Source organism: Arthrobacter sp. NPDC058097 (genome assembly GCF_042884885.1).
In the GTDB taxonomy this organism is placed as follows: Bacteria; Actinomycetota; Actinomycetes; order Actinomycetales; family Micrococcaceae; genus Arthrobacter.
Genome location: NZ_JBHVSZ010000019.1, coordinates 36,753 through 58,408, shown reverse-complemented (window position 1 = coordinate 58,408; position 21,656 = coordinate 36,753). Strand labels below are relative to the sequence as shown.

Genomic DNA, 21,656 nt, shown 5'->3' with positions numbered 1-21,656 from the left:
CATATTTGGGCTTAGACATGCATCATAACGCCTTCCTACACTCGACCTAGCGAACCGGCAGTGACCCGGTTCACACAGACCTACGGGCTGAGGCAGCCCGCAGTGCAAACGAGGAGTTTCAATGATGCACTTCCCCACCCGCCGCGCCGTTCTCGGAGCGGCCTCGGCCATCACCCTGCTGGCCATGACCGCATGCGGCAACGTTGCCGGCGGCAGCAGTGATTCGTCGAAGTACCCCAACGGCCCGGTCACCCTGACCGTGGGACAGGCGCCCGGCGGCAGCACCGACCTCATCGCGCGGGCCGTCTCCGAAGGTGCGGCCAAGACGCTCGGCGCCCCGATTCCCGTAGTCAACAAGCCCGGCGCCAACGGCGCACTCGCCAGCAAGGAGGTCGCCGGCAAGCCCGCCGACGGCCAGAACCTGCTGCTCCTCACCGCTTCCCTGATCACCATCACTCCGCTGGCCGTGACCCCGGACGAGGCTGTCAACATCGATGACTTTGACATCATCACCGGCCTGTCCCAGGACGACTACGTTCTCGTTGCCAGCGAAAAGTCCGGCTTCAAGTCCATCAAGGACCTGACCTCGGCCGGCCGTAACATCACCTACGGCACCACCGGCGTCGGCACCGGCAGCCAGCTCGCCCAGACCGTACTGTTCAAGCAGGCCAACGTGAAGGGCACCGACGTCCCGTTCGACAGCGGCAAGCCTGCCCTGACCGCCGTCCTCGGCAACCAGGTGGAAGTCACCACCATCCAGCTTGGTGAAGCGATGCCGCAGATCCAGGCCGGCAAGGTCTCCCCGCTCCTTGTCTTCTCGGAGGCCCGCAACTCCTTCCTGCCGGACACGCCCACCGCCAAGGAATCCGGCTATGACGTTCCGGTCGCCCAGTACCGCGCCGTCGCCGCCCCCAAGGGAACCCCGAAGGAAGTCAAGGACAAGCTCCTTGCCGCCATCCAGGACACCCTGAAGTCGGACTCGTACAAGGAATTCAACAAGAAGAACATGCTGACCCCGAAGGAAATCTCGGGTGCGGAAGTTCTCACCCAGTGGAAGGACTACGCAGCCAAGTACAAGTCCCTGGTGGAGAAGTACGACATCAGCCTCGCCGGGAACAAGTGATTCCAGTGCAGGCAGAATCACCGGTCGAGCCCGATGATCTGACTCCCGAACAACTGGCAGCCCAGTGGGAGGAAGAAAAGCCCCCGGCCGCGGGTGCGCTGGCCAACGTGGGATCCTCCCTGGTGGTGATCGGCGTCGGCGTCGGAGCAGTGGTCCTATCCATCGCGATGGGCCTGGGCACGCCGTCCGCCCCGCAGCCGGGCCTGTGGCCGTTCATGATCAGCTGCGTCATGGTGGCCCTCGGGCTGTTCCAGCTGATCATGGGCCGGCACAACCGGGACGCCGAGAAGTTCACCCGGATGTCCCTGGCCCCGCTGACCGGCCTGGTCACCCTGGCCGCCATGGTGGCCCTCATGCCGCTGGCCGGCTTCGAACTGCCGGCCCTGGTGCTGTGCATCATCTGGATGCGCTTCCTCGGTGGCGAAACCTGGCGCTCCACGCTCCTGGTGAGTGCCGTCGTCGTGGCAGCCTTCTACGGCATCTTCGTGACTGCGCTCAACACTTCAATTCCCCACCTCTTCTAGGAGACCACCGTGGATTTCCTGAATCCCGTGATCAACGGATTCGCAGTCGTCCTGGAGCCAATGAACCTCCTGTACTGCCTGATCGGCGTCGTCATCGGCATGCTGATCGGTGTTCTGCCCGGTCTGGGGCCCGCGGCGACCATCGCCATCCTGCTTCCGCTCACCTACAACGTTGAGCCCGTCACCGCCATCATCATGCTGGCCGGCATCTTCTACGGTGCCCAGTACGGCGGCACCATCACCTCGGTGCTGCTGCGCCTGCCTGGCGAGGCGTCATCGGTGGTCACGGTCTTCGACGGCTATCAGATGGCCAAGCAGGGACGGGCCGGCACGGCCCTCGGTTTGGCATCGATCGGTTCGTTCATCGGAGGCACCGCGTCGATTGTCGGCCTGACCTTCCTGGCTCCGGTCGTGGCGAGCTTCGCCCTGGACTTCGGTCCCGCCGAATACACCGCGCTGGCACTGCTGGGCATCCTGCTGGTGGCCACCATCAGCAGCGGCTCCAAGACCAAGGCACTCATCGCGGCCGCTCTCGGCCTGCTGCTGGCGACCGTCGGCCGGGACATCTTCACCGGTGAAAACCGGTTCACTTTCGGCAGCCTGGAACTGGCTGACGGCATCGACTTCGTGCCGATCGCCATGGGCATCTTCGGCCTCGGCGAAATCATGTACAACCTCGAAGAGCGCCACCGCGCGGCGAAGGCGCCTTCCGCCGTCGCGAACGTCTGGCCCTCCCGGGGCGACCTCAAGCAGGCGTCCGGCGCGATCGGGCGCGGCTCGGTTCTCGGCTTCTTCCTGGGCATCCTGCCCGGCGGCGGCGCCACCATCGCCTCGATGGCCTCGTACGCCATGGAGAAGAAGCGGGCCAAGCAGCCGGAGCGCTTCGGCAAGGGCGCGCCGGAGGGCGTGGCCGGCCCGGAGACCGCCAACAACGCCGCGGCGACGTCCTCGTTCATTCCGCTGCTGACCCTCGGCATCCCGGCCAACGCCACCATGGCCCTGATGTTCGGCGCGCTGCTGATCCAGGGCGTCACGCCCGGTCCGCAGCTCGTGGAGCAGGACCCGGGACTGTTCTGGGGCGTGGTGAACTCCATGTATATCGGAAACATCCTGCTGCTGATCATGAGCCTGCCCCTCGTGGGCATCTTCGTGAAGATCCTCCGCGTCCGCGCCGCCATCCTGGCGCCGATCACCGCGCTGATCACCCTGCTCGGTGCGTACACGATCAACAACAGCATGTTCGACGTCACGCTCGTGGTGGTCTTCGGGATCGTGGGCTACCTAATGAAGAAGTTCGGCTTCGAACCGGGTCCGCTGGTGCTGGCATTCGTGCTCGGTTCCCTGCTGGAAAGCTCCCTGCGCCGCGCGCTGCTGGTGTTTGGCGGTGACCCGCTGGGCTTCTTCAGCCGGCCCATCTCCGCCACGCTCCTCATCGTGTTCGTCGTCGTGGCCGCGCTGCCGGGCATCCGCTCGGCGCTGGCCAAGCGCAGGGCCACCGTTCCCGCGGGACCTGCCGCCACTGAAATCAAGGAGAAGGTATGAGCATCATCGTTGGATTCGTCCCCACCCCGGCGGGGGAGGCCGCCCTCGCGGCCGGCATTTCGGAGGCCCGCCTCCGCAACCAGGATCTGGTGATCGTCAACTCCGCCCGTGAAGGTGCCCTGGTGGACAAGTCCGTCGCTCCGGACGACGTGCTTGCCAAGGCCGCCAGGCAGGCAGCGGAGGCAGGTGTGACGGCCCGGGTGATCCAGCCGCCATACCAGCATGACCTCGCGGATGAGTTCCTCGACGTAGCCCGGGATGAAAACGCCTCGCTTATCGTCATCGGGCTGCGCCACCGCACGCAGGTGGGCAAGTTCATCCTGGGCAGCCACGCTCAACGCATCCTCATGCAGGCCGACCGTCCCGTTTTGGCCGTAAAGGCCGACGGCGGCCAGTTCTAGTTCCCGAAACACCGCTTGGTAAGAGGCGGGCCGGGCTCCCGTTCAGGATTCCGGCCCGCCTCAGCCGTACCCCGGGACGCGCACGTCCCGGCAGGCATAAGCTATTTGCAGAAGGTCCCTTCCAGCCCCGGGGAGCTCTGCATGGACGACAATGAAACCGCCACCGTGACGGGTCATGACGTCACCACCATCACCTGTGTCTGCGGCAACACGGTCAGCCAGGCGGGATTGATACAGGCCAATTCAGACGGCGTCCCCGTTTACGCTGGCGGAAACACTCCCGTCCCCGACACGATGGCGAAGTGGCCTCCGGACGAGGATCTCTACACACTCTGCCCCTCATGTGGCCGCGTGTACCGCGATGCCACAATCGAAGAGACCGGGACCGCGCCCGTTGCGTTCCGCGTGGACGTCACCGCCGCGCCCATTGCAGAGGCAATCCGGGACCACTGGAACCTCAGTACGTAGGTCCGACCATCCCCACTCTCCTCTGTGACATGGGGCGACAAGCGACGGTGGGATAGGCGCCTGAACGCACCGCGCCCGTAAAACAGTCGAAATTCCCGCCGTCGTCGGCATAGGGTGGGCGGAGCGGACAAGCGTGAATACTCTCGAAATGCCGGGGTACGGAAAGACTGAAGAACACCCCCCGGGGGAGGTGCCACGCAGGAACCACCGATAAAGGAGCAGTCTGTGCGGGAAGCAAGCTTCAACCAGAGCGTTTCATCGGCCGACGAGTTTGACGGCGAGACCAACGGATTCGAGCCCGGCGCAGGAGCGGTCCCGGCCGGGGAGGTGGATCCGGCTGTCTCAGCAGCCGGGGCGGCTGAAGCGCCGGAGGTGCCGGAGGTGGCCGAAACGCCGGAGGTCACCGAAGCCGGCGACATCACCTACGACGAGCAGTTCTATCCCGCCCGGCCCAAGGCACTCAGGCCGATCGCCCGCCGTCGGCAGTTCTTTGCCGACCGTCCATCGCTGGAATTCGACGGGCGCAACGCAGCCTATGTTGAGTGGCTGCGCAACCAGGCGATGCTGGGGGACGCGAACGTGATGGCGCGGCAGCTCTCCGGCCAAGCCAGCATGTGGCAGAACTCGTACGCCCATCCGAACCCGCGCGCTGCCGTGGAACGCGCCCCCGTCTGGTTTACCGCCTACCCGCTGTCCTTCATCACGCGCCCGGGCCAGTCCTTCCTTTCAGCACTGGGGGATCCCGAGCTGTGGGACGCGTTCCGGGAGATCGGGATCCGGGGCCTGCACACCGGCCCCGTGAAGCTCGCCGGCGGCATCCGCGGCTGGTCCCAGACGCCGAGCGTGGACGGGCACTTCGACCGCATCAGCATGGCGATCGACCCGGTGTTCGGCACCGAGGACGAATTCCGCAAGATGTGCGAGGTCGCGGCCGACCACGAGGGCACCGTCATCGACGACATCGTTCCCGGTCACACGGGCAAGGGGGCCGACTTCCGCCTGGCCGAGATGAACTTCCGCGACTATCCCGGCATCTACCACATGATCGACATCCCGGAGGAGGACTGGCACCTGCTGCCGGATGTTCCCGAAGGCGAAGACTCGGTCAACATCAGCCCCGACGCGGAGCAGGCGCTGCAAGAGGCCGGATACATCATTGGCCGGCTCCAGCGGGTGATCTTCTACGAACCCGGGGTCAAGGAGACCAACTGGAGCGCCACGCGGCCGATCGTGGACACGGCCGGGAAGACCCGGCGCTGGGTCTACCTCCACTACTTCAAGGCCGGCCAGCCGTCCATCAACTGGCTGGACCCCACCTTCGCGGGCATGCGCCTGGTGGTCGGGGATGCGCTGCATTCGCTGCTCGACCTGGGCACGGGTGCGCTCCGGCTGGATGCGAACGGGTTCCTGGGCGTGGAGAAGAGCGCCGAGGAGCAGCCGGGCTGGTCAGAAGGGCACCCGCTCTCCGAGGCCGCCAACCAGCTGATCGGCTCCATGATCCGCAAGGTGGGCGGGTTCTCCTTCCAGGAACTGAACCTGACCATCGACGACATCAAGGCCACGTCAGAGGCGGGCCCGGATCTGTCCTACGACTTCGTCACCAGGCCGGCGTATCACTACGCGCTGGTGACGGCCGATACCGAATTCCTGCGCCTGACCCTGCGGCTCGCCATGGAAATCGGTGTCGACCAGGCCTCACTCGTTCACGCCCTGCAGAACCACGACGAACTGACCTACGAGCTGGTCCATTTCGCCGCCGGCCACAAGGACGACGTGTTCGAACTCAACGGCCAGGAGCTCACCGGGGCCGAGGTCGCCGAGCATGTCCAGCAGACCCTGCGGGAGCGGCTGACCGGACCGGACGCCCCGTACAACGCCCTGTTCACCACCAACGGCATCGCCTGCACCACCGTCAGCTTCATCATGGCCGCCCTCGGCATTCAGGACCCGGAAAACCTCACGGAGGAGCAGCGGGCCCAGGTCCTGGACGTCCACGTTCTGCTGTCCATGTACAACGCCCTGCAGCCCGGCGTCTTTGCCCTCTCCGGCTGGGACCTCACCGGCGTTGCCGCCCTCGACCGCCAGACGGTTCGGGAGCTCACCGCGCAGGGCGATACCCGCTGGATCAACCGCGGCGCGCACGACATCATGGGCACCAGCCCCGAGGCGGAGGCCTCCTCCGCCGGCATGCCGCGCGCCCGCAGCCTCTACGGGACGTTGCCGGACCAGCTCAAGAACCCGGATTCCTTCGCCCGGCGGCTGCAGAAGATCCTTTCCGTCCGGGAAGAGAGCGGGATCGCCACCAGCACCCTGCTGGATGTGCCGGAAGTTTCCCACCGTGGCCTGCTGGTCATGGTCAACCGGCTGGGGGACGGGAACCTTCAGGCCACCGTGCTCAACTTCTCCGGCCAGGACATCGCAGGCAGCATCCAGTCCACGCACCTGGTTCCCGGCAGCAGCGTCCACGACCTCTTCAGCGGCGAGGCCGTCGGCCAGGTCGATGACCTGCACAGCTTCTTCCTGGAACTTGGCGCCTATCAGGGCACGGCGCTGCTCCTCAAAGAGGGCGAGAAGGACGACGACGCCGACGCCGAGTGAGTGGGCACTGAGGCCGGGGCCGGCCCCACCGAGCCCCGGCGGACCAGCTTGGCGGTGAACTCCGGGGCCGGGGCCAGTGCCGGCCGGCCCTCGATCTGCCGGATCAGGGCATTGGCCGCCGCGGCCCCCATGTCGTAGACGGGCTGCGCCACCACGGTCAGGGGTGGCGTGGTCAGGCGGGTCCAGGCGAAGTCGTCGTACATCAGGAACGACACGTCCTCAGGGATACGGAGTCCCAGTTCCTGGATAGCCTCCACCACGCTCAGGGCAATCAGGCCGTCGGACGCCACGACGGCGCTGGCCGGGTCGGTGCCGAGCAGCACCTCGCGCGTGAGGTTCCGGATGGAGCCGGCATCGCCGGCGTTGAGCCGGACCAGGTCGTCCGGGAACGTGCACGCCGCGTCCGCGAAGGCCCGCCGCATCCCTTCCAGGCGGTCCGAGATCTGGGATGAGTCCAGCCGCATTCCAGCCGAGTACCCGGCATCGCTGCGCAGCGTGGAAATGAAGGCGATCCGCCGGTGCCCCGCGTCAAGCAGGTAACGCGTGGATTCATACGAGATAGCGCCCATGTCGACGGCGACAGTCTCCACCGCGAGGCCTTCAGCCGTGCGGTCCAGGAGCACCAGCGGCCGGCCTGCTTCGTGGACGTGCCGCAGATGCTGAGTCTCCACCGACGACGCCGGCGCGACGATCAGTCCGTCGACCCTCTTGTCGAGCAGCACGCGGACAGCATCAACTTCAGCCGCGGTGTTCTCGTCCGTATTGACCAGGATGACGTTGAACCCGCTCTTCTTGGCGGTGTCCGTGATTCCCCGGGTGGCCAGGCCAAAATGCGGGTTCTCGATGTCTCCCACCACAACGCCAATGGTGTGTGATTTTCCGGTGTTCATGCTGCGTGCCAGTTCGTTGGGCCGATACTGCAGCTCCTCGGCCGCAGCGAGCACGCGCTCGCGGACGTCATCGCTGACGGCCCCGTAGTTGCCGAGCGCGCGGGCGGCCTGGGCCTTGGACACCTGGGCAGCTTTTGCGACGTCGGCAACTGTCACGTCCCGCCGTCTTGCTCCGTCACTGCTCATGTTCACCTTTCAGAGGGGCTGTTGACGCCGCTTGTGAGTTCCGCTACATTTCTAGCAATCGATGTGAGTCCGGTCTCAATCGTAGGGACTGAGACCGGACTCAGCAAGAGTTTCATCGACCAAATCCTTCGGCGGCCCTGACAGCACCGCTTTCCCTCCCACGATTGGACAACGCTGTGATCAAACTGAACTTCCGCCCGGCAGCCATGGCTGCGGCAGCCCTGGCTGCCATCCTCGCCCTCTCGGGCTGCGGCGGGTCATCCTCCGCCACCTCCAGCCCGGCCGAGAACCCGTACGGGCTGATCGAACCCGGCACCATCCGGGTGGCCAGCCTGGGCGACTCCAAGCCATACACCTTCACCGACGCACAGGGAAACTTCACCGGCTTCGACGTCGAACTGTTCAAGGACGTGGCCCACCGCGCCGGCGTAGACAAAGTGGTCTTCACCGGTCAGGACTTCTCCGGACTGCTCGCCGCCGTTGCCAACGGCCAGTTCGATGTCGGCGTGGCCGCAATCGGCATCACGGACAAGCGCAAGGAAACGGTGGACTTTTCCAACGGCTACCTGGCCGGCTACCTGACGGTCATCACCACCAAGAACTCCGGCATCAGGGACGTCGAAGGCCTCAACGGGAAGCGTCTGGGCGTGGTCCAGGGAACGCTGCAGGAAGCCTACGCCGTCAAGAACTTCACCTCCGCGAACCTGGTGCGCTTCCCGGACAACAACACCGCCGTCGCAGCCGTGAACAGCGGTTCCGTCGATGCCCACTTCCTGGACTACGAGGCTGCCAAGGCCTACCGGGAGCAGTACGGCCTGGTCAGTGCGGCTGACATCCCTTCCTTCGACGCCCCCGCAGGTTTCGCCGTCGCCAAGGACAAGCCTGCCTTCAAGGAAGCCCTGGACAAGGGCCTCGCCGAGGCTATGGAGGACGGCACCTGGAAGAAGCTCTACCAGAAGTGGTTCCCGGGCTCCCCGATGCCTGAGCAGTACCTGCCCAAGGCCGAGCAGACCGCCATCCCTGCCCCTACTGCAGGCAAGTAGCCCGGCCGCACGCAAGTATCCGGCAGCCGGCCCGATTCACCACGGCCCCGCCGGGCGGGCTGCACCCATGGCCCGCCCGGCACCCGCATCAAACAACTAACGTCTGAGAGCAATCAATGGACTGGTTCAACATCATTGGCCGCACCTTCTTCGACTTCGAAGCAATGCTCGAGGTGCTGCCTCAACTCCTCGGGGTTGGCCTTCTCAACACACTGATCATCTCCGTCGCCGCCACCATCCTTGGCGTCGTGGTGGGCATGGTGGTTGCGGTCATGGGGATTTCGCGGTCCCGCTGGCTCCGTATTCCGGCCCGGATCTACACCGACCTCTTCCGCGGCCTTCCAGCCATCCTCACCATCCTGCTGATCGGCCAGGGCTTCGCACGGTTCAGCCAGTCGGTCTTCGGGCCCTCGCCCTACCCGCTGGGGATCATCGCACTGAGCCTGATCGCCAGCGCCTACATCGGCGAAATCTTCCGGGCCGGCATCCTCAGCGTGGACAAGGGCCAGGGTGAGGCCTGCCGCGCGCTGGGCATGAGCTATGCCAAATCCATGGCCCTGGTGGTGGTCCCGCAGGGCGTCCGCCGCGTCCTGCCCGCCCTGGTCAATCAGTTCATCGCCATCGTCAAGGACTCTTCCCTGGTCTACTTCCTGGGCCTGCTGGTCAGCGAACGCGAACTCTTCCGGGTGGGCCAGGACGCCGCAGTACTGTCCGGAAACCTTTCACCCCTGGTCATGGCCGGCATCTTCTACCTGGTAATCACTGTGCCCCTGACCCACCTGGTCAACTACTTCGACAACAGGTTCCGCACCGGCCGGCGCCAGCCCACTCCGCCCACCAGCGGCCTGAAGGAAGTCAAGGAACTCGACGCGGCCTCGCCGCTCACCACCGGGAGCAACACATGAACCTCACAAGCGCCAGCACCGGCAACAGCGCCAGCACCAGCGCAAATGGCCCAGCCCGTGACATCGAGACGTTCCACGGCTCCAGCCTGGAGCTGCGGAACCTGACCATGGCCTACGGTGACATTGAGGTGCTCCGCAGGGTCAGCCTCACCGTGGCCCCCGGCACCACCACCTGCATCATAGGGCCCTCCGGCTCGGGCAAGTCCACGCTGCTGCGCGGCATCAACCGGCTGCACGAGCCCAGGAGCGGGGACGTGCTGCTGGCCGGTGAGAGCGCCCTGCAGGTCAAGCCGGACACACTCCGGCGCCGGATCGGTATGGTGTTCCAGCACTTCAACCTCTTTCCGGACCACACCGCGCTGGAAAATGTGGCACTGGCCCTGTGGAGTGTCAAGGGCATGCCCAGGGCCGAGGCCATGGAACGCGCCCACCGCCGGCTGGCCGAAGTGGGCCTGGCCGAGCGCGCGGACCACCGGCCCCGCGACTTGTCCGGCGGCCAGCAGCAGCGCGTGGCCATTGCCCGGGCGCTGGCCATGGAACCGGAGGTAATGCTGTTCGACGAGGCCACCAGCGCCCTGGACCCCGAACTGGTCAAAGGCGTCCTGAACCTGATGGCCGGGCTCGGCCGCCGCGGCATGACCATGCTGGTGGTCACCCACGAGATGGGCTTCGCCCGCAAGGTCGCCGACCAGGTTGTCTTCATGGATGAGGGTGAAGTAGTGGAGGCCGGGACCCCCGCCGAGCTGTTCGACAACCCGCGCAGCGAACGCCTGCAGCGCTTCCTCTCGGAGGTGCTGTGATGCTGAACGGCACAGCGGCACCCATCCGGACCGCCGTCGTCGGCTTCGGAATTTCCGGCAAGGTTTTCCACGCACCGCTGATCGAGGCGGACCAGCACTACTCGCTGGACCTCATCGTGACGGCTGACCCCGGGCGGGCTGCCGAGGCAGCCCGGCTTTACCCGCAGGCGCGGATCGTGCCGACTCCGGAGGCGATGTTCGATCAGGCCAGCCAGCTGGATCTCGTTATCCTGGGCACTCCGCCGCACGCGCATTTCGACTTGGCGGCTGAAGCCATTGCACATGGCCTCCATGTGGTGGTGGATAAGCCCTTCGTTCCAACCACCGCCCAAGGCGCGGAGCTGATAGCACTGGCGTCCGACGGCGGCGTGCAGCTCACTGTATTCCAGAACCGCCGGTGGGACGCCGACTTCCTGACCCTTCAAAAGCTCGTGCGGGAGGGGGCCCTGGGTGAAACCCGAACTTTCGAGTCGCGCTTTGAGTGGTGGCGGCCGGAGGGCTTCGGCAACTGGCGCGACACCGTCTCCCTGGCCCAGGGCGGTGGGATCCTGCACGACCTCGGCGCGCACCTGATCGACCAAGCGATCCAGCTGTTCGGGCCCGTCGAACAGAGCTACGGCGAGACTGCCAACCGGGGATCCGATCCCGAAGCCGCAGATACGGAAGCGTTTGTTTCCCTGCTTCACGGGTCAGGTGTCCGTACCAGGCTGTGGATGAACGGCATGGCAGCCCAGGCGGGCCCGCGCTTCCACGTCCTGGGCTCGGAGGCGGGGTACACGAAGTGGGGCCTGGACGGCCAGGAGCCCGCGCTCGCCGCCGGAGTGCTGCCATCGGATCCCGCATACGGCACCGGTCCCCAGGAGTCTTGGGGGCTTCTGGGGGTGGACGGCGCAGCCAGTCCGGTTCCTGCAGAGCGGGGAGCGTACCCCGAGTTTTACGTTCAACTCGTCTCTGCCCTCCAAGGCGAAGGGCCGCTGCCGGTTGATCCGGCCGAGCCGCTTGAAGTCCTCAGGATCATCGAAGGAATCCACGCGCGGGCTTAGGTCTTGGCGCCGGTAAACAGCCTGCGGCAACTCGCTGCCCCATCCTTCCAGGACGCGGCGTCGCGTCCCCATCAACCGTGTCCAAAATCCACAGAAAGGGAGAACTGATGTCCTCCACCGCCACCAAGCACGTCGCCATCATCGGCGGCGGCATCCTGGGTGTCTCCACCGCTGTCCACCTGCTCCGCGAAGGTGCATCGGTCACGCTGCTGACCGAATGCGGCCTGGCCAGCGAAGCCACCGGCCGCTCCCTCTCCTGGCTCAACTCCGCGGGGGAACGTTCCACGCCCTACCACCAGCTCCGCCTCGCCGGTGTGGACCGGTACCGCACACTCTTCGCTGCCGATCCGAGCCGTGAGTGGCTGCAGTTCGGCGGCGGGCTGATGTGGAACGCCGCCGGGCAGCGGGAGATCACTGAGGCCCGCCACGCCTACGAGAAGTCCATCGGCTATGACTCCAGGCTGCTTGAGCCGGAAGCCGTTGCGGCGTTCACGCCCGGTATTGATGCGGGTGCCATTCCTGAAAATGCCGTCTTCAACCCGGGCGAGGGCTGGGTCAGCCTGCCGGACCTGGTGGACTTCCTGATGGAGGAGTTCCATGAGCGCGGCGGCCGGCTGGTGCTGAACGCCGGCAAGGCCTCCGTGGTGGTCGACGACGGCCGGGCGGTGGGTGTCCGGACCATGGGTGGGGAAACCTACGACGCCGACGCAGTACTGGTGGCATGCGGTGCCGCTACCCCCGCCGTCGTCGCGCCGCTGGGCGTTGACATCCCCAACGGTTCCCCGGTGTCCATGCTGGTGCTGACCAAGCCAGTGGAACACAATGTCCGAACGGTGATGAATACGCCGCGGGCCGCCGTGCGTCCCAACCCGGGCAGCACCTTTGCCCTTGACCACGACTGGTACGAGGAGCACATCACGGAGCACGGGGACGGCTCGTTCAGCATCCCGGATGACGTTGTGCAGGAGCTCGCCGACGAGGCCTCCAAACTCATTGCCGGCAACCCTGAGCTGAAGCCCGCCAGCTGGAAGATCGGCTACAAACCCATTCCGGGCGACGGCGAGCCGGTGCTCGGTGAGCTTGGCCAGGTTCCCGGCTGCTTCGTGGCGTTTACCCACTCCGGTGCAACGCTGGGTCTCGTTGTCGGCGAGCTCCTTGCCGGCGAGATCCTCACCGGGGGCAAGCACCCCATGCTGGCCACGTTCCGTCCCAGCCGGTTTTCTTAAGCGAGCACTGGGTCCGGTCCTCCTGACTTAAGCATGCGGAAGCCCCGCACCGCCAGAACACGAACGGTGCGGGGCTTCCTTGCGGTCAAAATCACGAGGCGGCTATCGGATCGGCCCCAGACGTGACGTACGATACGAATCACATGCGGTTGCTGTGTACCCGTCGGGTGCTGCCGGGCGCATCTGATGCTGGGGGGCGGATGAAAACAGTCGTGATCCGAAGATCGCTTCGGCCTGGCGGCCGGATGGGGCCGCGGCCCTGGTTGCTGTGGCTCATGTGGATGTTCCTGGGACTCTACCTGGCCGGCCTGATGGCGCACGGAAAGGCCTTCAATCCGCTCGTGGACCTTTGGCTGGGCCTGCCGGCGTCGTGGGCGCCCGCTGCCGTGGCCGGGCTGGCGGCCTACCGTGCCAGGAATCGGGCACTTGCCTTGGTGGCAATGGCCTTGGCAGCGTTCGCGGCGGGGAGCACTGTCTACGTCACCTCGCTCGCGGGTTCCAGTTCGCTTCCCTTCCCGTCGTCTGCGGATATTGGCTACCTGTTGTTTTATCCGCTGGTCCTCGGCGGACTGTTCGTCTATCTGCTGCCACTGCGCCAGCGGCTCGCGCGCTCCGTGCTGCTGGACGCCGTCGTCGGTTCACTCGGCGCCGCCTCCGTCCTGGTGGTCCTGCTCAGCCCGCTGCTGTCGGCTGCCGACGGATTCCCCTCATTCGCCACGTCCGTAGCCGTCGCCTACCCCCTCCTGGATCTCGTGGTGCTGGCCGTAACCGCGGGCATGGCGGCAGTGCCGGGTCTCGCCACCGGCCGCAGCGGGGTGATCCTGATGCTGGGACTTTTGGTGTTCGCCGCGGCCGATGTTGCCTACGCCTTCCGGCTCGAAAACGACACGTACTATCTGGGCACACCCCTGGACGCGGGTTGGACAGCCGGCCTGTGCCTCATCGCCGCTTGGGCGGAGAGCTTCACCCGGGAGGGGGCAGCGGCCAACGGTGCCAGTGAAGGGGCGTGGACCCCTGCGGTTCCGATGGTTGCCACTGCCGCCGGCCTCGGGGTCCTGATCGTGGGCACGGGGATCCCGGTGCCGGAACTCGCCGTGGGGCTGGCCGCAGCAACGCTGCTGTCCGCGGGAATCCGGACCCAGCTGGCCTTCCGCCAGTTGGTGACCCTCGCTGAGGTGCGAAGGCAGTCCAGGACGGATGAACTGACCGGACTGCCGAACCGGCGGGCGCTGTACGCCGACGCTCCTGCGGTGCTCGATGCGCAGCAGGGTGCACCCTGCGCGTTCCTCCTGCTGGATGCGGACAGATTCAAGGAAATCAACGACAGCCTGGGCCATGACGTGGGGGACCGGCTGCTGGTCCAGGTCAGCGAGCGGCTTCGCCGGTGCCTGGGCCCCGATGACCTGATCGCCCGGCTGGGCGGGGACGAGTTCGCCGTCCTCCTCCTCAATGCCGGCGAGCAAGAGGCCCTGGAGCTCGCCGACCGGCTCCGGGCCGCCCTGAGTGAGCCCCTCACCCTGCGGGGCATTGCCCTGCAGGTCGGTGTCAGCGTGGGCATCGCCATGTTCCCGGAGCAGGGGAAGGACCTGAAAACGCTGCTGCGCAAGGCGGACACGGCCATGTACCGGGCAAAGACCTCGCGCACCGGCCGGCACGTATATGCCAGCGAAGATCACAGCACCGGGGAGGAGCGGCTGCGGATGCTGCAGGAGCTCCGCATTGCCTTGGCGGAGGGCGAGCTCATCCTGCATTACCAGCCCAAGGTGGACGCGGTCACCGGGGAAACGAAGGGCGTGGAGGCCCTGGTCCGCTGGAACCATCCCCGGCATGGGCTGCTGGCCCCGGGCTCGTTTCTTCTCCTTGTAGAGGAAGGCGGGCTCATGAACGCCCTGAATGACTGCGTGCTCACCCTGGCGCTGGACCAGGCGGCCCTCTGGCAGACGAAGGGGCGGCCAATGACCGTGGCTGCCAATCTCTCTGCCAGCTCACTCATCGACGCAGAGCTTCCCGGCCGGATCGCCGCCATGCTCAGGGAACGGGCACTGCCGGCGTCGGCCCTGATGGTTGAAATCACCGAGGATTTCATGATGCCCGACCGCGTCCGCGCCAGGGACATCCTTGCCGGATTGCAGGCCAGCGGCGTCCGGGTGGCCATCGATGACTTCGGCACCGGCTACAGCTCGTTGGCCTACCTTCGCGACCTGCCTATCAACGAGCTGAAACTGGACAGATCCTTCATTGTTTCGATGACCGAGGACCCCCGGGCGGCGGCCCTGGTGGCCTCCACCATCAACCTCGCGCACAGTCTCGGGCTGACGGTCGTCGCCGAAGGCGTGGAGGACGGAGACGCGCTGGATCAGCTGGGCCGCTACGGCTGCGACCAGGCCCAGGGATTCCATATCCTCCGCCCCGTGCCGCCCGCCGAGCTGGACGACTGGTTCAGCACGTTCCCGCTGGGCAGCGGGCTGCCCTCCGCCTGACCGCTTCAGCCGGCCGTTGCCGGCTCAGCCACCGGTTTCGGTGGGTGCCGCCGACGGAGTGGACGACGGCGGCGGGTCCAGAGTGAGGGTCACGGTTCCGTCCGCGGCGATGGCTATCCGTCCGTGCTGGTAGTCCTGGACGGTACCCGATGCCGCCTGCCGCGCGTCGGCGGTGGGGAAGCCCAGCGGCCCGGTTTCGCCGCCGGCGGCGATCCACGCGGCGCGCGACGATGCCGTGGAGATGTGCGCCCCGGTCGTCCGGTGCCAGGTGATGAAGCCGTTCCGGAAAGCCTGGTAACGCCCGCCGAGTCCCGTGCCCAGCTCAGTTGTGGTGGCATTCCCCAGCGTACGGGCGGCGTTGAACTTGGCGCCGATGGCCCCGGCGACGATCCGTGCCCCGGACTGGCCGGTCCACGTGACAGTGCCGCCCTGGAAGTTCTGCGCCGCACCGCCGCTGAAGGCGTATTCATTGCTCGTCGGGTATCCAAGCACCCCGTGTTCCGAACCGACGGCCGCCCAGGCTGTCCGGATGGCGCCGCGGGTGATGCGGGCGCCGGTAGCGGGCGACCAGTGGACGATCCCGCCCTGGAAGGTCTGGTAGCTGCCGCCGTCCTTCAGGCCGCCGGTCTCATCCGACGTGGGGTAGCCAAGCACCCCGCGCTCGTAGCCCGATGCGGCCCAGGCCGAGAGGATTCCACCCCAGGTGACGTGTGCCCCGGTCGCCCGGGACCAGTGGATCCGGCCGCCCTGGAAACTTTGGTAGGCGCCGCCGTTCTCGAGGCCGCGGCCCTCATCCGACGCCGGGTAGCCAAGCCTGCCGTTCTGCGCGCCGGCGGCAGCCCATTTGCTGCGGATCGCGCCGCCGATCGTGTGCGCGCCTCCCGCCGCTGACCAGTAGATGGACCCGCCGCGGAACACCTGGTACGCCCCGCCGCCGCGCAGCCCTGTCACTTCACGGGATGCGGGGCTGCCCAGCCAGCTGGCGGGTCCGCCCGCCCGGGCGTACTTGGCGCTGATGGCACCGAACGGGTTGCTCGAATACGGTGTGAACACGTCATCCACCGCACCCATGATGATCCGGTCGCCCGGCCGGCTGGTCCGGAGCAGCCGCCTGACCGTGGCCAGGCTCGTGGAGACGCAGCCGGCGCTGGGGGCGCGGCCGGCATGGAAGAAGATGGCGTAGGAGGCGCCGAGGACGGTCTTTGAGTCCGGCGGCCGGTTGTAGTTGATGACGGCAGCCTGCTCGTAATACCCCTGGTTCATGAAGGTCCAGAGGTTCTCGTCGGCTTCACCGCCGGTGCCTTCAAAGTACTGGTTGTAGTTCCGGTTCCATTCACCGCCCCAGCGGGACCGGGAGTTGATCGTGTAGTAACTCAGGGCGGTGCCGGGATTGCTGCGCCCCAGGGCCTCCGTGAAACTGAACGAGCCGGTGGGGGACCGGTAGGTGTCTTCCCATTCCCGGTTCTGCGCCGCGAACCCGTACTGCCCGCCGTAGCCCCAGTCCTGCCACTCCTGGACGTAGCGGTTTCCGGAACGGACGCAGCCGGTGATGGTGAGCAGGCTGGTGTTGCGGCTGGTGGCCGTGGCGAACGTGACCCTGTTGGCTCCGAAACCGGAGAACTTGGTCTGGCCGGCGCTGAGCCTGGCGCAGGGGTTGTAAACCTGCACGGCCGCGCTGGCGGGCGGGGCCAAGACCACGGCCCCGGCCGGAACGGCCAAGGCCAGAACGGCGGCGACAAGGACTTTCAGAACAGAGATTTTAAGAACAGAGACTTTCAGAACAGACACGGCGGAGACCTTTGCCTACGGCGGCGGCCGCATCCCCCCGCGGACGCCATCCGGACACGAGCATATAGCGCCCGTGCCGCGCCCCGAAGGCGTCGTGCGGTCAGGCCAGGATTTTCTTGTGGAAGAACACGAGGTAGTCGCCCGTGGCGTCCTCGAACCCGAAGTCCTTCCAGTACTCCCGCAACGCCGATTTGGCCTGCTCGTACTCGTCCGAGTCCTCCGGCGCGGACTCTTCGCCGTCCGCCGGCGCGGCGTGGACCACCACCAGGTTCACGGCCCGGCCAACCGTTTCCACGATGGCGTTCAGCACCGAATAGCCCGTCCTGCCGCCCCGGTACTCGGGGAAGATCTCGAGCGAGGAGACGATCATTAGGTCGCCGCCGTCCTGCAGGTACTCCCGGATCAGGTCCGGGCGGTCCATGGTGAGCATTTCCACTGCCTTGGCCATTTCCTGGTCGGCTTTGCCGGTGGTGAGGAAGAGGTTGATCATGCCGGCTTTGGGGACAACCTGGACGACGGCGCTGCCGAGCTGCCGTTCTTCGTCGCCGCCGGGGGTGGGAACCGGGCAGCTCACGGCTACGTCCCAGCGCAGCGCATAGTCCACGGGGTCATGCTCCAGCCCCGGCGTGCCGCGGTACCGGAGCTTGTACTCAAAGAACAGCGATTCCGGGTCGATTACGGTCATGGCGCCGTCCTTGGGATCGCAACGTTGCGTATTAAGGAATTTTAGTCGCCCCGGACGGCATGAGGAATGGGCGGCATGAGGAATGGCCGGCGTGGGGAATGGGATCAGCCCCGCAGCGCGCCCAGCCCGCTGATGAGTGCCTCCAGGCCAAGGCTGAAGGCGACGTCGGCCGGCCGTTCGTGGCCCTGCTCGGCCAGGCTCCGGACGGCCCCGGTGAAGCTGGGTGTCTCCTCGGCCATGGTTCCGGGATCGAAGATGTCCGCCGGCGCCGTGACGTCGTAGGCCGAGCCGAAGATGAAGGACTCCAGTGCGACGATGGAGGAGACGATGCGTTCCTCCGGAAACCCTGCATCGCGGAACCCTGCGCTGACCGTCTCATACATGGCCAGGGTCTGCGGTGCGTCGGTGACGGGCAGCACGGCAATGACCGGTATCAGCGGGGTGTGCTCGGAAAAGACGTCCCGGTAGCTCCACGCCCACTTCCGCACGGCGTCCTCCCAAGGTCCGCCACCGAAGGCCGAGACGTCCACGAGCGCTGCCAGGTGATCCTCGACGAGCAGGAGCACGTCCCGCTTGGATTTCACGTGGTTATAGAGGGCCGACGGCGCCACGTTCAGTGAGCGGGCCAGTGCGGCCATGGTGAGGCCGTCGTAGCCCTTCTTCTCAATGAGCCGCAGGGCGGCTTCCGTGATGCCGCCCTTGTCCAGCACGCCTCCCACGGGGCGCCCGGCGCGGCGCCGGCTGGCCTGGCCATCTGTCGCTGAGCCAGCTGATGCTGAACCGGCTGTTGCTACGGCTGGTGATGCCGGCATGGTGACCTTTCTGCGGGTGAACGTCCTTTCGCATTATTCCACCAGCCTCTTCCGCTCCACCGCCAAAGGCTCTATAGTTCTTATAAATGAATGGCATTCATTTAGTGGTTCGCATCACTTACGCGACCACGGAGAAAGGACATCATGCTGAATCTTGACCGCGACGTAGTGATCGTCGGAGCCGGCCCCTCCGGCCTCACCGCTGCCCGCGAACTGAAAAAGGCGGGCCTGACCGTCGCCGTGCTCGAAGCCCGTGACCGCGTGGGCGGCCGGACGTGGACCGACACCGTGGACGGTGCCATGCTCGAGATCGGCGGCCAGTGGGTCTCGCCGGACCAGACCGCACTGCTGGCCCTGCTGGACGAGCTCGGCCTGGACACCTATTCGCGCTACCGGGACGGAGAGTCCGTCTACATCGGGGCGGACGGCACGCCGGTCCGCTACACGGGGGACATGTTCCCGGTCGGCGCCACCACGGCTGCCGAGATGGACAAGCTCACCGCGCTGCTGGACGAACTGGCGGCCGAGATCGGCGCCACCGAACCGTGGGCGCACCCCAAGGCGCGGGAGCTGGACACCATCTCCTTCCACCACTGGCTGCGGCAGAACTCCCCGGACGAGGAAGCCTGCAACAACATCGGGCTGTTCATCGCCGGCGGCATGCTCACCAAGCCGGCGCACGCCTTCTCCGCCCTGCAGGCAGTCCTGATGGCCGCCTCCGCCGGTTCCTTCACCCACCTGACAGATGAGGACTTCATCCTGGATAAGCGGGTCATCGGCGGGATGCAGCAGGTTTCCCTGCTGCAGGCAGCGGAACTGGGTGCCGACGTCGTCCTTAACAGCCCGGTGCGGACCATCAACTGGGAAGCCGACGGCCAAAACGGCCACCGCGTCACCGCCGTCTCCGACCGGGCCACGGTAAACGCGCGCTTCGTGATCATGGCCGTGCCGCCCAACCTGTACTCCCGGGTCTCCTTCAACCCGCCGCTGCCGCGCCGCCAGCACCAGATGCACCAGCACCAGTCCCTGGGCCTGGTCATCAAGGTCCACGCCGTCTACAGCACGCCGTTCTGGCGCGAGGACGGGCTCTCCGGCACCGGATTCGGCGCCGGCTCGCTGGTCCAGGAGGTCTACGACAACACCAACCACGGCGACACCCGCGGAACACTCGTCGGCTTCATCTCCGACGAAAAGGCCGACGCCGTCTTCGAACTGAGCGCCGGGGAGCGCAAGAAGGCCATCCTGGAATCGATCGCCCGATTCCTGGGGGACAAGGCGCTGGAGCCCGAGGTGTACTACGAATCCGACTGGGGCTCCGAGGAGTGGACGCGCGGTGCCTACGCCGCGAGCTACGACCTGGGCGGGCTGCACCGGTACGGCAAGGACCAGCACGCGGCCGTCGGCCCCATCTACTGGTGCTCCTCCGACCTCGCAGCCGAAGGCTACCAGCACGTGGACGGGGCGGTCCGCATGGGCCAGGCCACGGCTGCCCGCATCGCCGGGGCCGCAGCAGCGGCGCCTGAACTGGCGGACGCAACGGCCGCCGTCGGCTAGCAACGCGGCGCCGCATCTGTGGCCGCCCCCATTCAACGATGAATGACACTCCGGAGAGGCAATCCCATGAGTACAAAAGCCCCCGTCACCCAGGACGCGCATAAAAGCCTGAGTGAAAAGGGCCTCAAGGCCGGGTCCGTCGGGCTGATCGGCGCGGTGGTGATCGGGGTGTCCTGCATCGCGCCGGCGTACACGCTTACCGCGGCCCTCGGTCCCACCGTGTCCGAGGTGGGCGTACACCTGCCGGCGGTCTTCCTCGTGGGATTCATTCCCATGCTGCTGGTGGCGCTCGGCTACCGTGAACTCACAGCGCAATGCCCGACGCCGGAACCTCCTTCACATGGGCAACGCGCGCCTTTGGTCCGTGGATCGGCTGGATGGGAGGGTGGGGGCTGATCGCCGCCACCATCATCGTGCTGTCCAACCTGGCGGCGGTCGCCGTCGACTTCTTGTACCTGATGCTCGCCCAGCTGCTCGGCAATCCCGGGATCGCTGAGCTGTCAAAGAACCTGCCGCTGAACATCGCCACCACCCTGGTGTTCATTGCGGCGGCGTGCTGGATCTCCTACCGGGGCATGGAAACCACCAAGGGCGTCCAGTATGTCCTGGTGGGGTTCCAGCTGCTGGTGCTGGGCGGGTTCGCCGTCTCCGCGTTCGTCCACGTGGCCAACGGGACCGCCTTCGACGCCACGGCCATCTCGCCGGACTGGTTCAACCCCTTCGCCGTGGACTCCTTCTCCGCCTTCGCGGCCGGGGTGTCACTGTCGATCTTCATCTACTGGGGCTGGGACGTGACCCTGACCATGAACGAGGAGACGCGGAACCCGGAGAAGACTCCCGGGCGGGCGGCGACCGTGACCGTCGTCGTTATTGTGGCCATCTACATGATGGCCGCGCTGGCCACGCTCTCTTTCGCCGGCGTGGGGGAGGCCGGCCTGGGCACCGGCAATCCGGAGAACCAGTCCAGCATCTTCGCCGTCCTGTCCGGGCCGGTCATGGGGCCGTTCGCCATCCTGATGTCACTGGCCATCCTGAGCAGTTCTGCTGCCTCCCTGCAGTCCACCTTCGTCTCCCCGGCGCGGACGCTGCTGGCTATGGGCCACTACAAGGCCCTGCCGGGGAAGTTCGGCAAGGTCAGCCCCACGTTCAAGTCGCCGAGCTATGCCACGGTTGCGGCGGCCGTCGCGGCGGCGGCGTTCTATGTGATCACCCGGACCACGTCCGAGAACGCGCTGTGGGACACCATCACGGCCCTGGGCATGATGATCTGCTTCTACTACGGGATCACGGCGCTCGCGTGCGTCTGGTTCTTCCGGGCGGTGGCCTTCAGCGGTGCCCGGGCGTTCCTCTTCAAGTTCCTGGCTCCGCTGCTGGGCGGGGTGATCCTCCTGGTGATGTTCGTGAAGACGGCCTACGACTCGATGGATCCGGAGTACGGTTCCGGTTCGTCGGTGGGCGGCGTGGGGATGGTGTTCGTCCTGGGCATGGGCGTCATCCTGCTTGGCGTGGTCAGCATGCTGGTGATGGCCCGAATGCGGCCTGAATTCTTCCGCGGTGGGGTGCTGGCGCGGGGCCTCTGACTGGAAAC

The 21,656-nt window shown here is 66.5% G+C and carries 16 protein-coding genes and 2 pseudogenes; 14 read left to right on the top strand and 4 right to left on the bottom strand.

The window, feature by feature from the left end:
* The first annotated feature begins 121 nt into the window (after positions 1 to 121).
* The 6 genes from ACFVTE_RS23180 (at position 122) to treS (ending at position 6,656) form a co-directional block, all read left to right on the top strand.
* Positions 122 to 1,123: a Bug family tripartite tricarboxylate transporter substrate binding protein gene (locus ACFVTE_RS23180; RefSeq protein WP_387104818.1), complete on the top strand. Its 1,002-nt coding sequence runs from the start codon at positions 122 to 124 to the stop codon at positions 1,121 to 1,123.
* A 5-nt stretch (positions 1,124 to 1,128) separates the two neighbouring features.
* Positions 1,129 to 1,647, top strand: a complete 519-nt coding sequence (locus tag ACFVTE_RS23175) for a tripartite tricarboxylate transporter TctB family protein (RefSeq protein ID WP_387104817.1) — start codon at positions 1,129 to 1,131, stop codon at positions 1,645 to 1,647.
* Between the two features lie 9 nt (positions 1,648 to 1,656).
* Positions 1,657 to 3,189: a tripartite tricarboxylate transporter permease gene (locus ACFVTE_RS23170; RefSeq protein WP_387104816.1), complete on the top strand. Its 1,533-nt coding sequence runs from the start codon at positions 1,657 to 1,659 to the stop codon at positions 3,187 to 3,189.
* Positions 3,186 to 3,590, top strand: coding sequence for a universal stress protein (locus tag ACFVTE_RS23165; RefSeq protein ID WP_387104814.1), 405 nt, complete (start codon positions 3,186 to 3,188; stop codon positions 3,588 to 3,590). The genes ACFVTE_RS23170 and ACFVTE_RS23165 overlap by 4 nt, the downstream gene beginning before the upstream one ends.
* Before the next feature lie 141 nt (positions 3,591 to 3,731).
* Positions 3,732 to 4,058 carry a hypothetical protein gene (locus tag ACFVTE_RS23160; protein WP_387104813.1) on the top strand — a complete coding sequence of 109 codons (327 nt, stop codon included), beginning with the start codon at positions 3,732 to 3,734 and terminating at the stop codon, positions 4,056 to 4,058.
* Between the two features lie 327 nt (positions 4,059 to 4,385).
* Positions 4,386 to 6,656 carry a maltose alpha-D-glucosyltransferase gene (gene treS, locus ACFVTE_RS23155; protein WP_387104858.1) on the top strand — a complete coding sequence of 757 codons (2,271 nt, stop codon included), beginning with the start codon at positions 4,386 to 4,388 and terminating at the stop codon, positions 6,654 to 6,656.
* On the opposite strand, the gene ACFVTE_RS23150 is transcribed toward treS, so the two are convergent.
* Positions 6,596 to 7,732, bottom strand: a complete 1,137-nt coding sequence (locus tag ACFVTE_RS23150; RefSeq protein ID WP_387104812.1) for a LacI family DNA-binding transcriptional regulator — start codon at positions 7,730 to 7,732, stop codon at positions 6,596 to 6,598. The genes treS and ACFVTE_RS23150 overlap by 61 nt on opposite strands.
* Before the next feature lie 176 nt (positions 7,733 to 7,908).
* Between ACFVTE_RS23150 and ACFVTE_RS23145 the strand changes: the two genes are divergently transcribed.
* The 6 genes from ACFVTE_RS23145 (at position 7,909) to ACFVTE_RS23120 (ending at position 15,229) form a co-directional block, all read left to right on the top strand.
* A complete protein-coding gene (locus ACFVTE_RS23145) occupies positions 7,909 to 8,775 on the top strand; it encodes an ABC transporter substrate-binding protein (RefSeq protein ID WP_387104809.1) in 867 nt (288 codons plus the stop codon).
* A 116-nt stretch (positions 8,776 to 8,891) separates the two neighbouring features.
* The gene (locus ACFVTE_RS23140; protein ID WP_387104806.1) at positions 8,892 to 9,680 is read left to right on the top strand and encodes an amino acid ABC transporter permease; all 789 of its coding nucleotides are present in this window, start codon (positions 8,892 to 8,894) and stop codon (positions 9,678 to 9,680) included.
* Complete coding sequence (locus ACFVTE_RS23135) at positions 9,677 to 10,480, top strand: amino acid ABC transporter ATP-binding protein (protein WP_387104804.1); 804 nt, start codon at positions 9,677 to 9,679, stop codon at positions 10,478 to 10,480. The genes ACFVTE_RS23140 and ACFVTE_RS23135 overlap by 4 nt, the downstream gene beginning before the upstream one ends.
* A complete protein-coding gene (locus ACFVTE_RS23130; protein WP_387104803.1) occupies positions 10,480 to 11,523 on the top strand; it encodes a Gfo/Idh/MocA family oxidoreductase in 1,044 nt (347 codons plus the stop codon). Before ACFVTE_RS23135 ends, ACFVTE_RS23130 begins: the two co-directional genes overlap by 1 nt.
* A gap of 107 nt (positions 11,524 to 11,630) precedes the next feature.
* Positions 11,631 to 12,749: an NAD(P)/FAD-dependent oxidoreductase gene (locus ACFVTE_RS23125; protein WP_387104800.1), complete on the top strand. Its 1,119-nt coding sequence runs from the start codon at positions 11,631 to 11,633 to the stop codon at positions 12,747 to 12,749.
* Positions 12,750 to 12,994: 245 nt separating this feature from the next.
* Positions 12,995 to 15,229 carry a putative bifunctional diguanylate cyclase/phosphodiesterase gene (locus ACFVTE_RS23120; protein WP_387104798.1) on the top strand — a complete coding sequence of 745 codons (2,235 nt, stop codon included), beginning with the start codon at positions 12,995 to 12,997 and terminating at the stop codon, positions 15,227 to 15,229.
* Positions 15,230 to 15,253: 24 nt separating this feature from the next.
* Here the strand turns inward: ACFVTE_RS23120 and ACFVTE_RS23115 are convergent, their stop codons facing one another.
* The 3 genes from ACFVTE_RS23115 to ACFVTE_RS23105 all read right to left on the bottom strand — a co-directional run bounded on the left by ACFVTE_RS23115 (position 15,254) and on the right by ACFVTE_RS23105 (position 18,514).
* Entirely contained in the window at positions 15,254 to 17,017 is a 1,764-nt protein-coding gene (locus ACFVTE_RS23115; protein WP_387104796.1) for a hypothetical protein, read from the bottom strand.
* A 100-nt stretch (positions 17,018 to 17,117) separates the two neighbouring features.
* Complete coding sequence (locus ACFVTE_RS23110; RefSeq protein WP_387104793.1) at positions 17,118 to 17,702, bottom strand: hypothetical protein; 585 nt, start codon at positions 17,700 to 17,702, stop codon at positions 17,118 to 17,120.
* A gap of 104 nt (positions 17,703 to 17,806) precedes the next feature.
* Positions 17,807 to 18,514: a TetR/AcrR family transcriptional regulator gene (locus tag ACFVTE_RS23105; RefSeq protein ID WP_387104791.1), complete on the bottom strand. Its 708-nt coding sequence runs from the start codon at positions 18,512 to 18,514 to the stop codon at positions 17,807 to 17,809.
* 138 nt (positions 18,515 to 18,652) lie between these two features.
* Between ACFVTE_RS23105 and ACFVTE_RS23100 the strand changes: the two are divergent.
* Positions 18,653 to 20,068, top strand: a pseudogene (locus ACFVTE_RS23100) (flavin monoamine oxidase family protein); the annotation flags it as partial.
* Between the two features lie 66 nt (positions 20,069 to 20,134).
* Positions 20,135 to 21,648, top strand: a pseudogene (locus ACFVTE_RS23095) (APC family permease).
* The last annotated feature ends 8 nt before the right edge of the window (positions 21,649 to 21,656 follow it).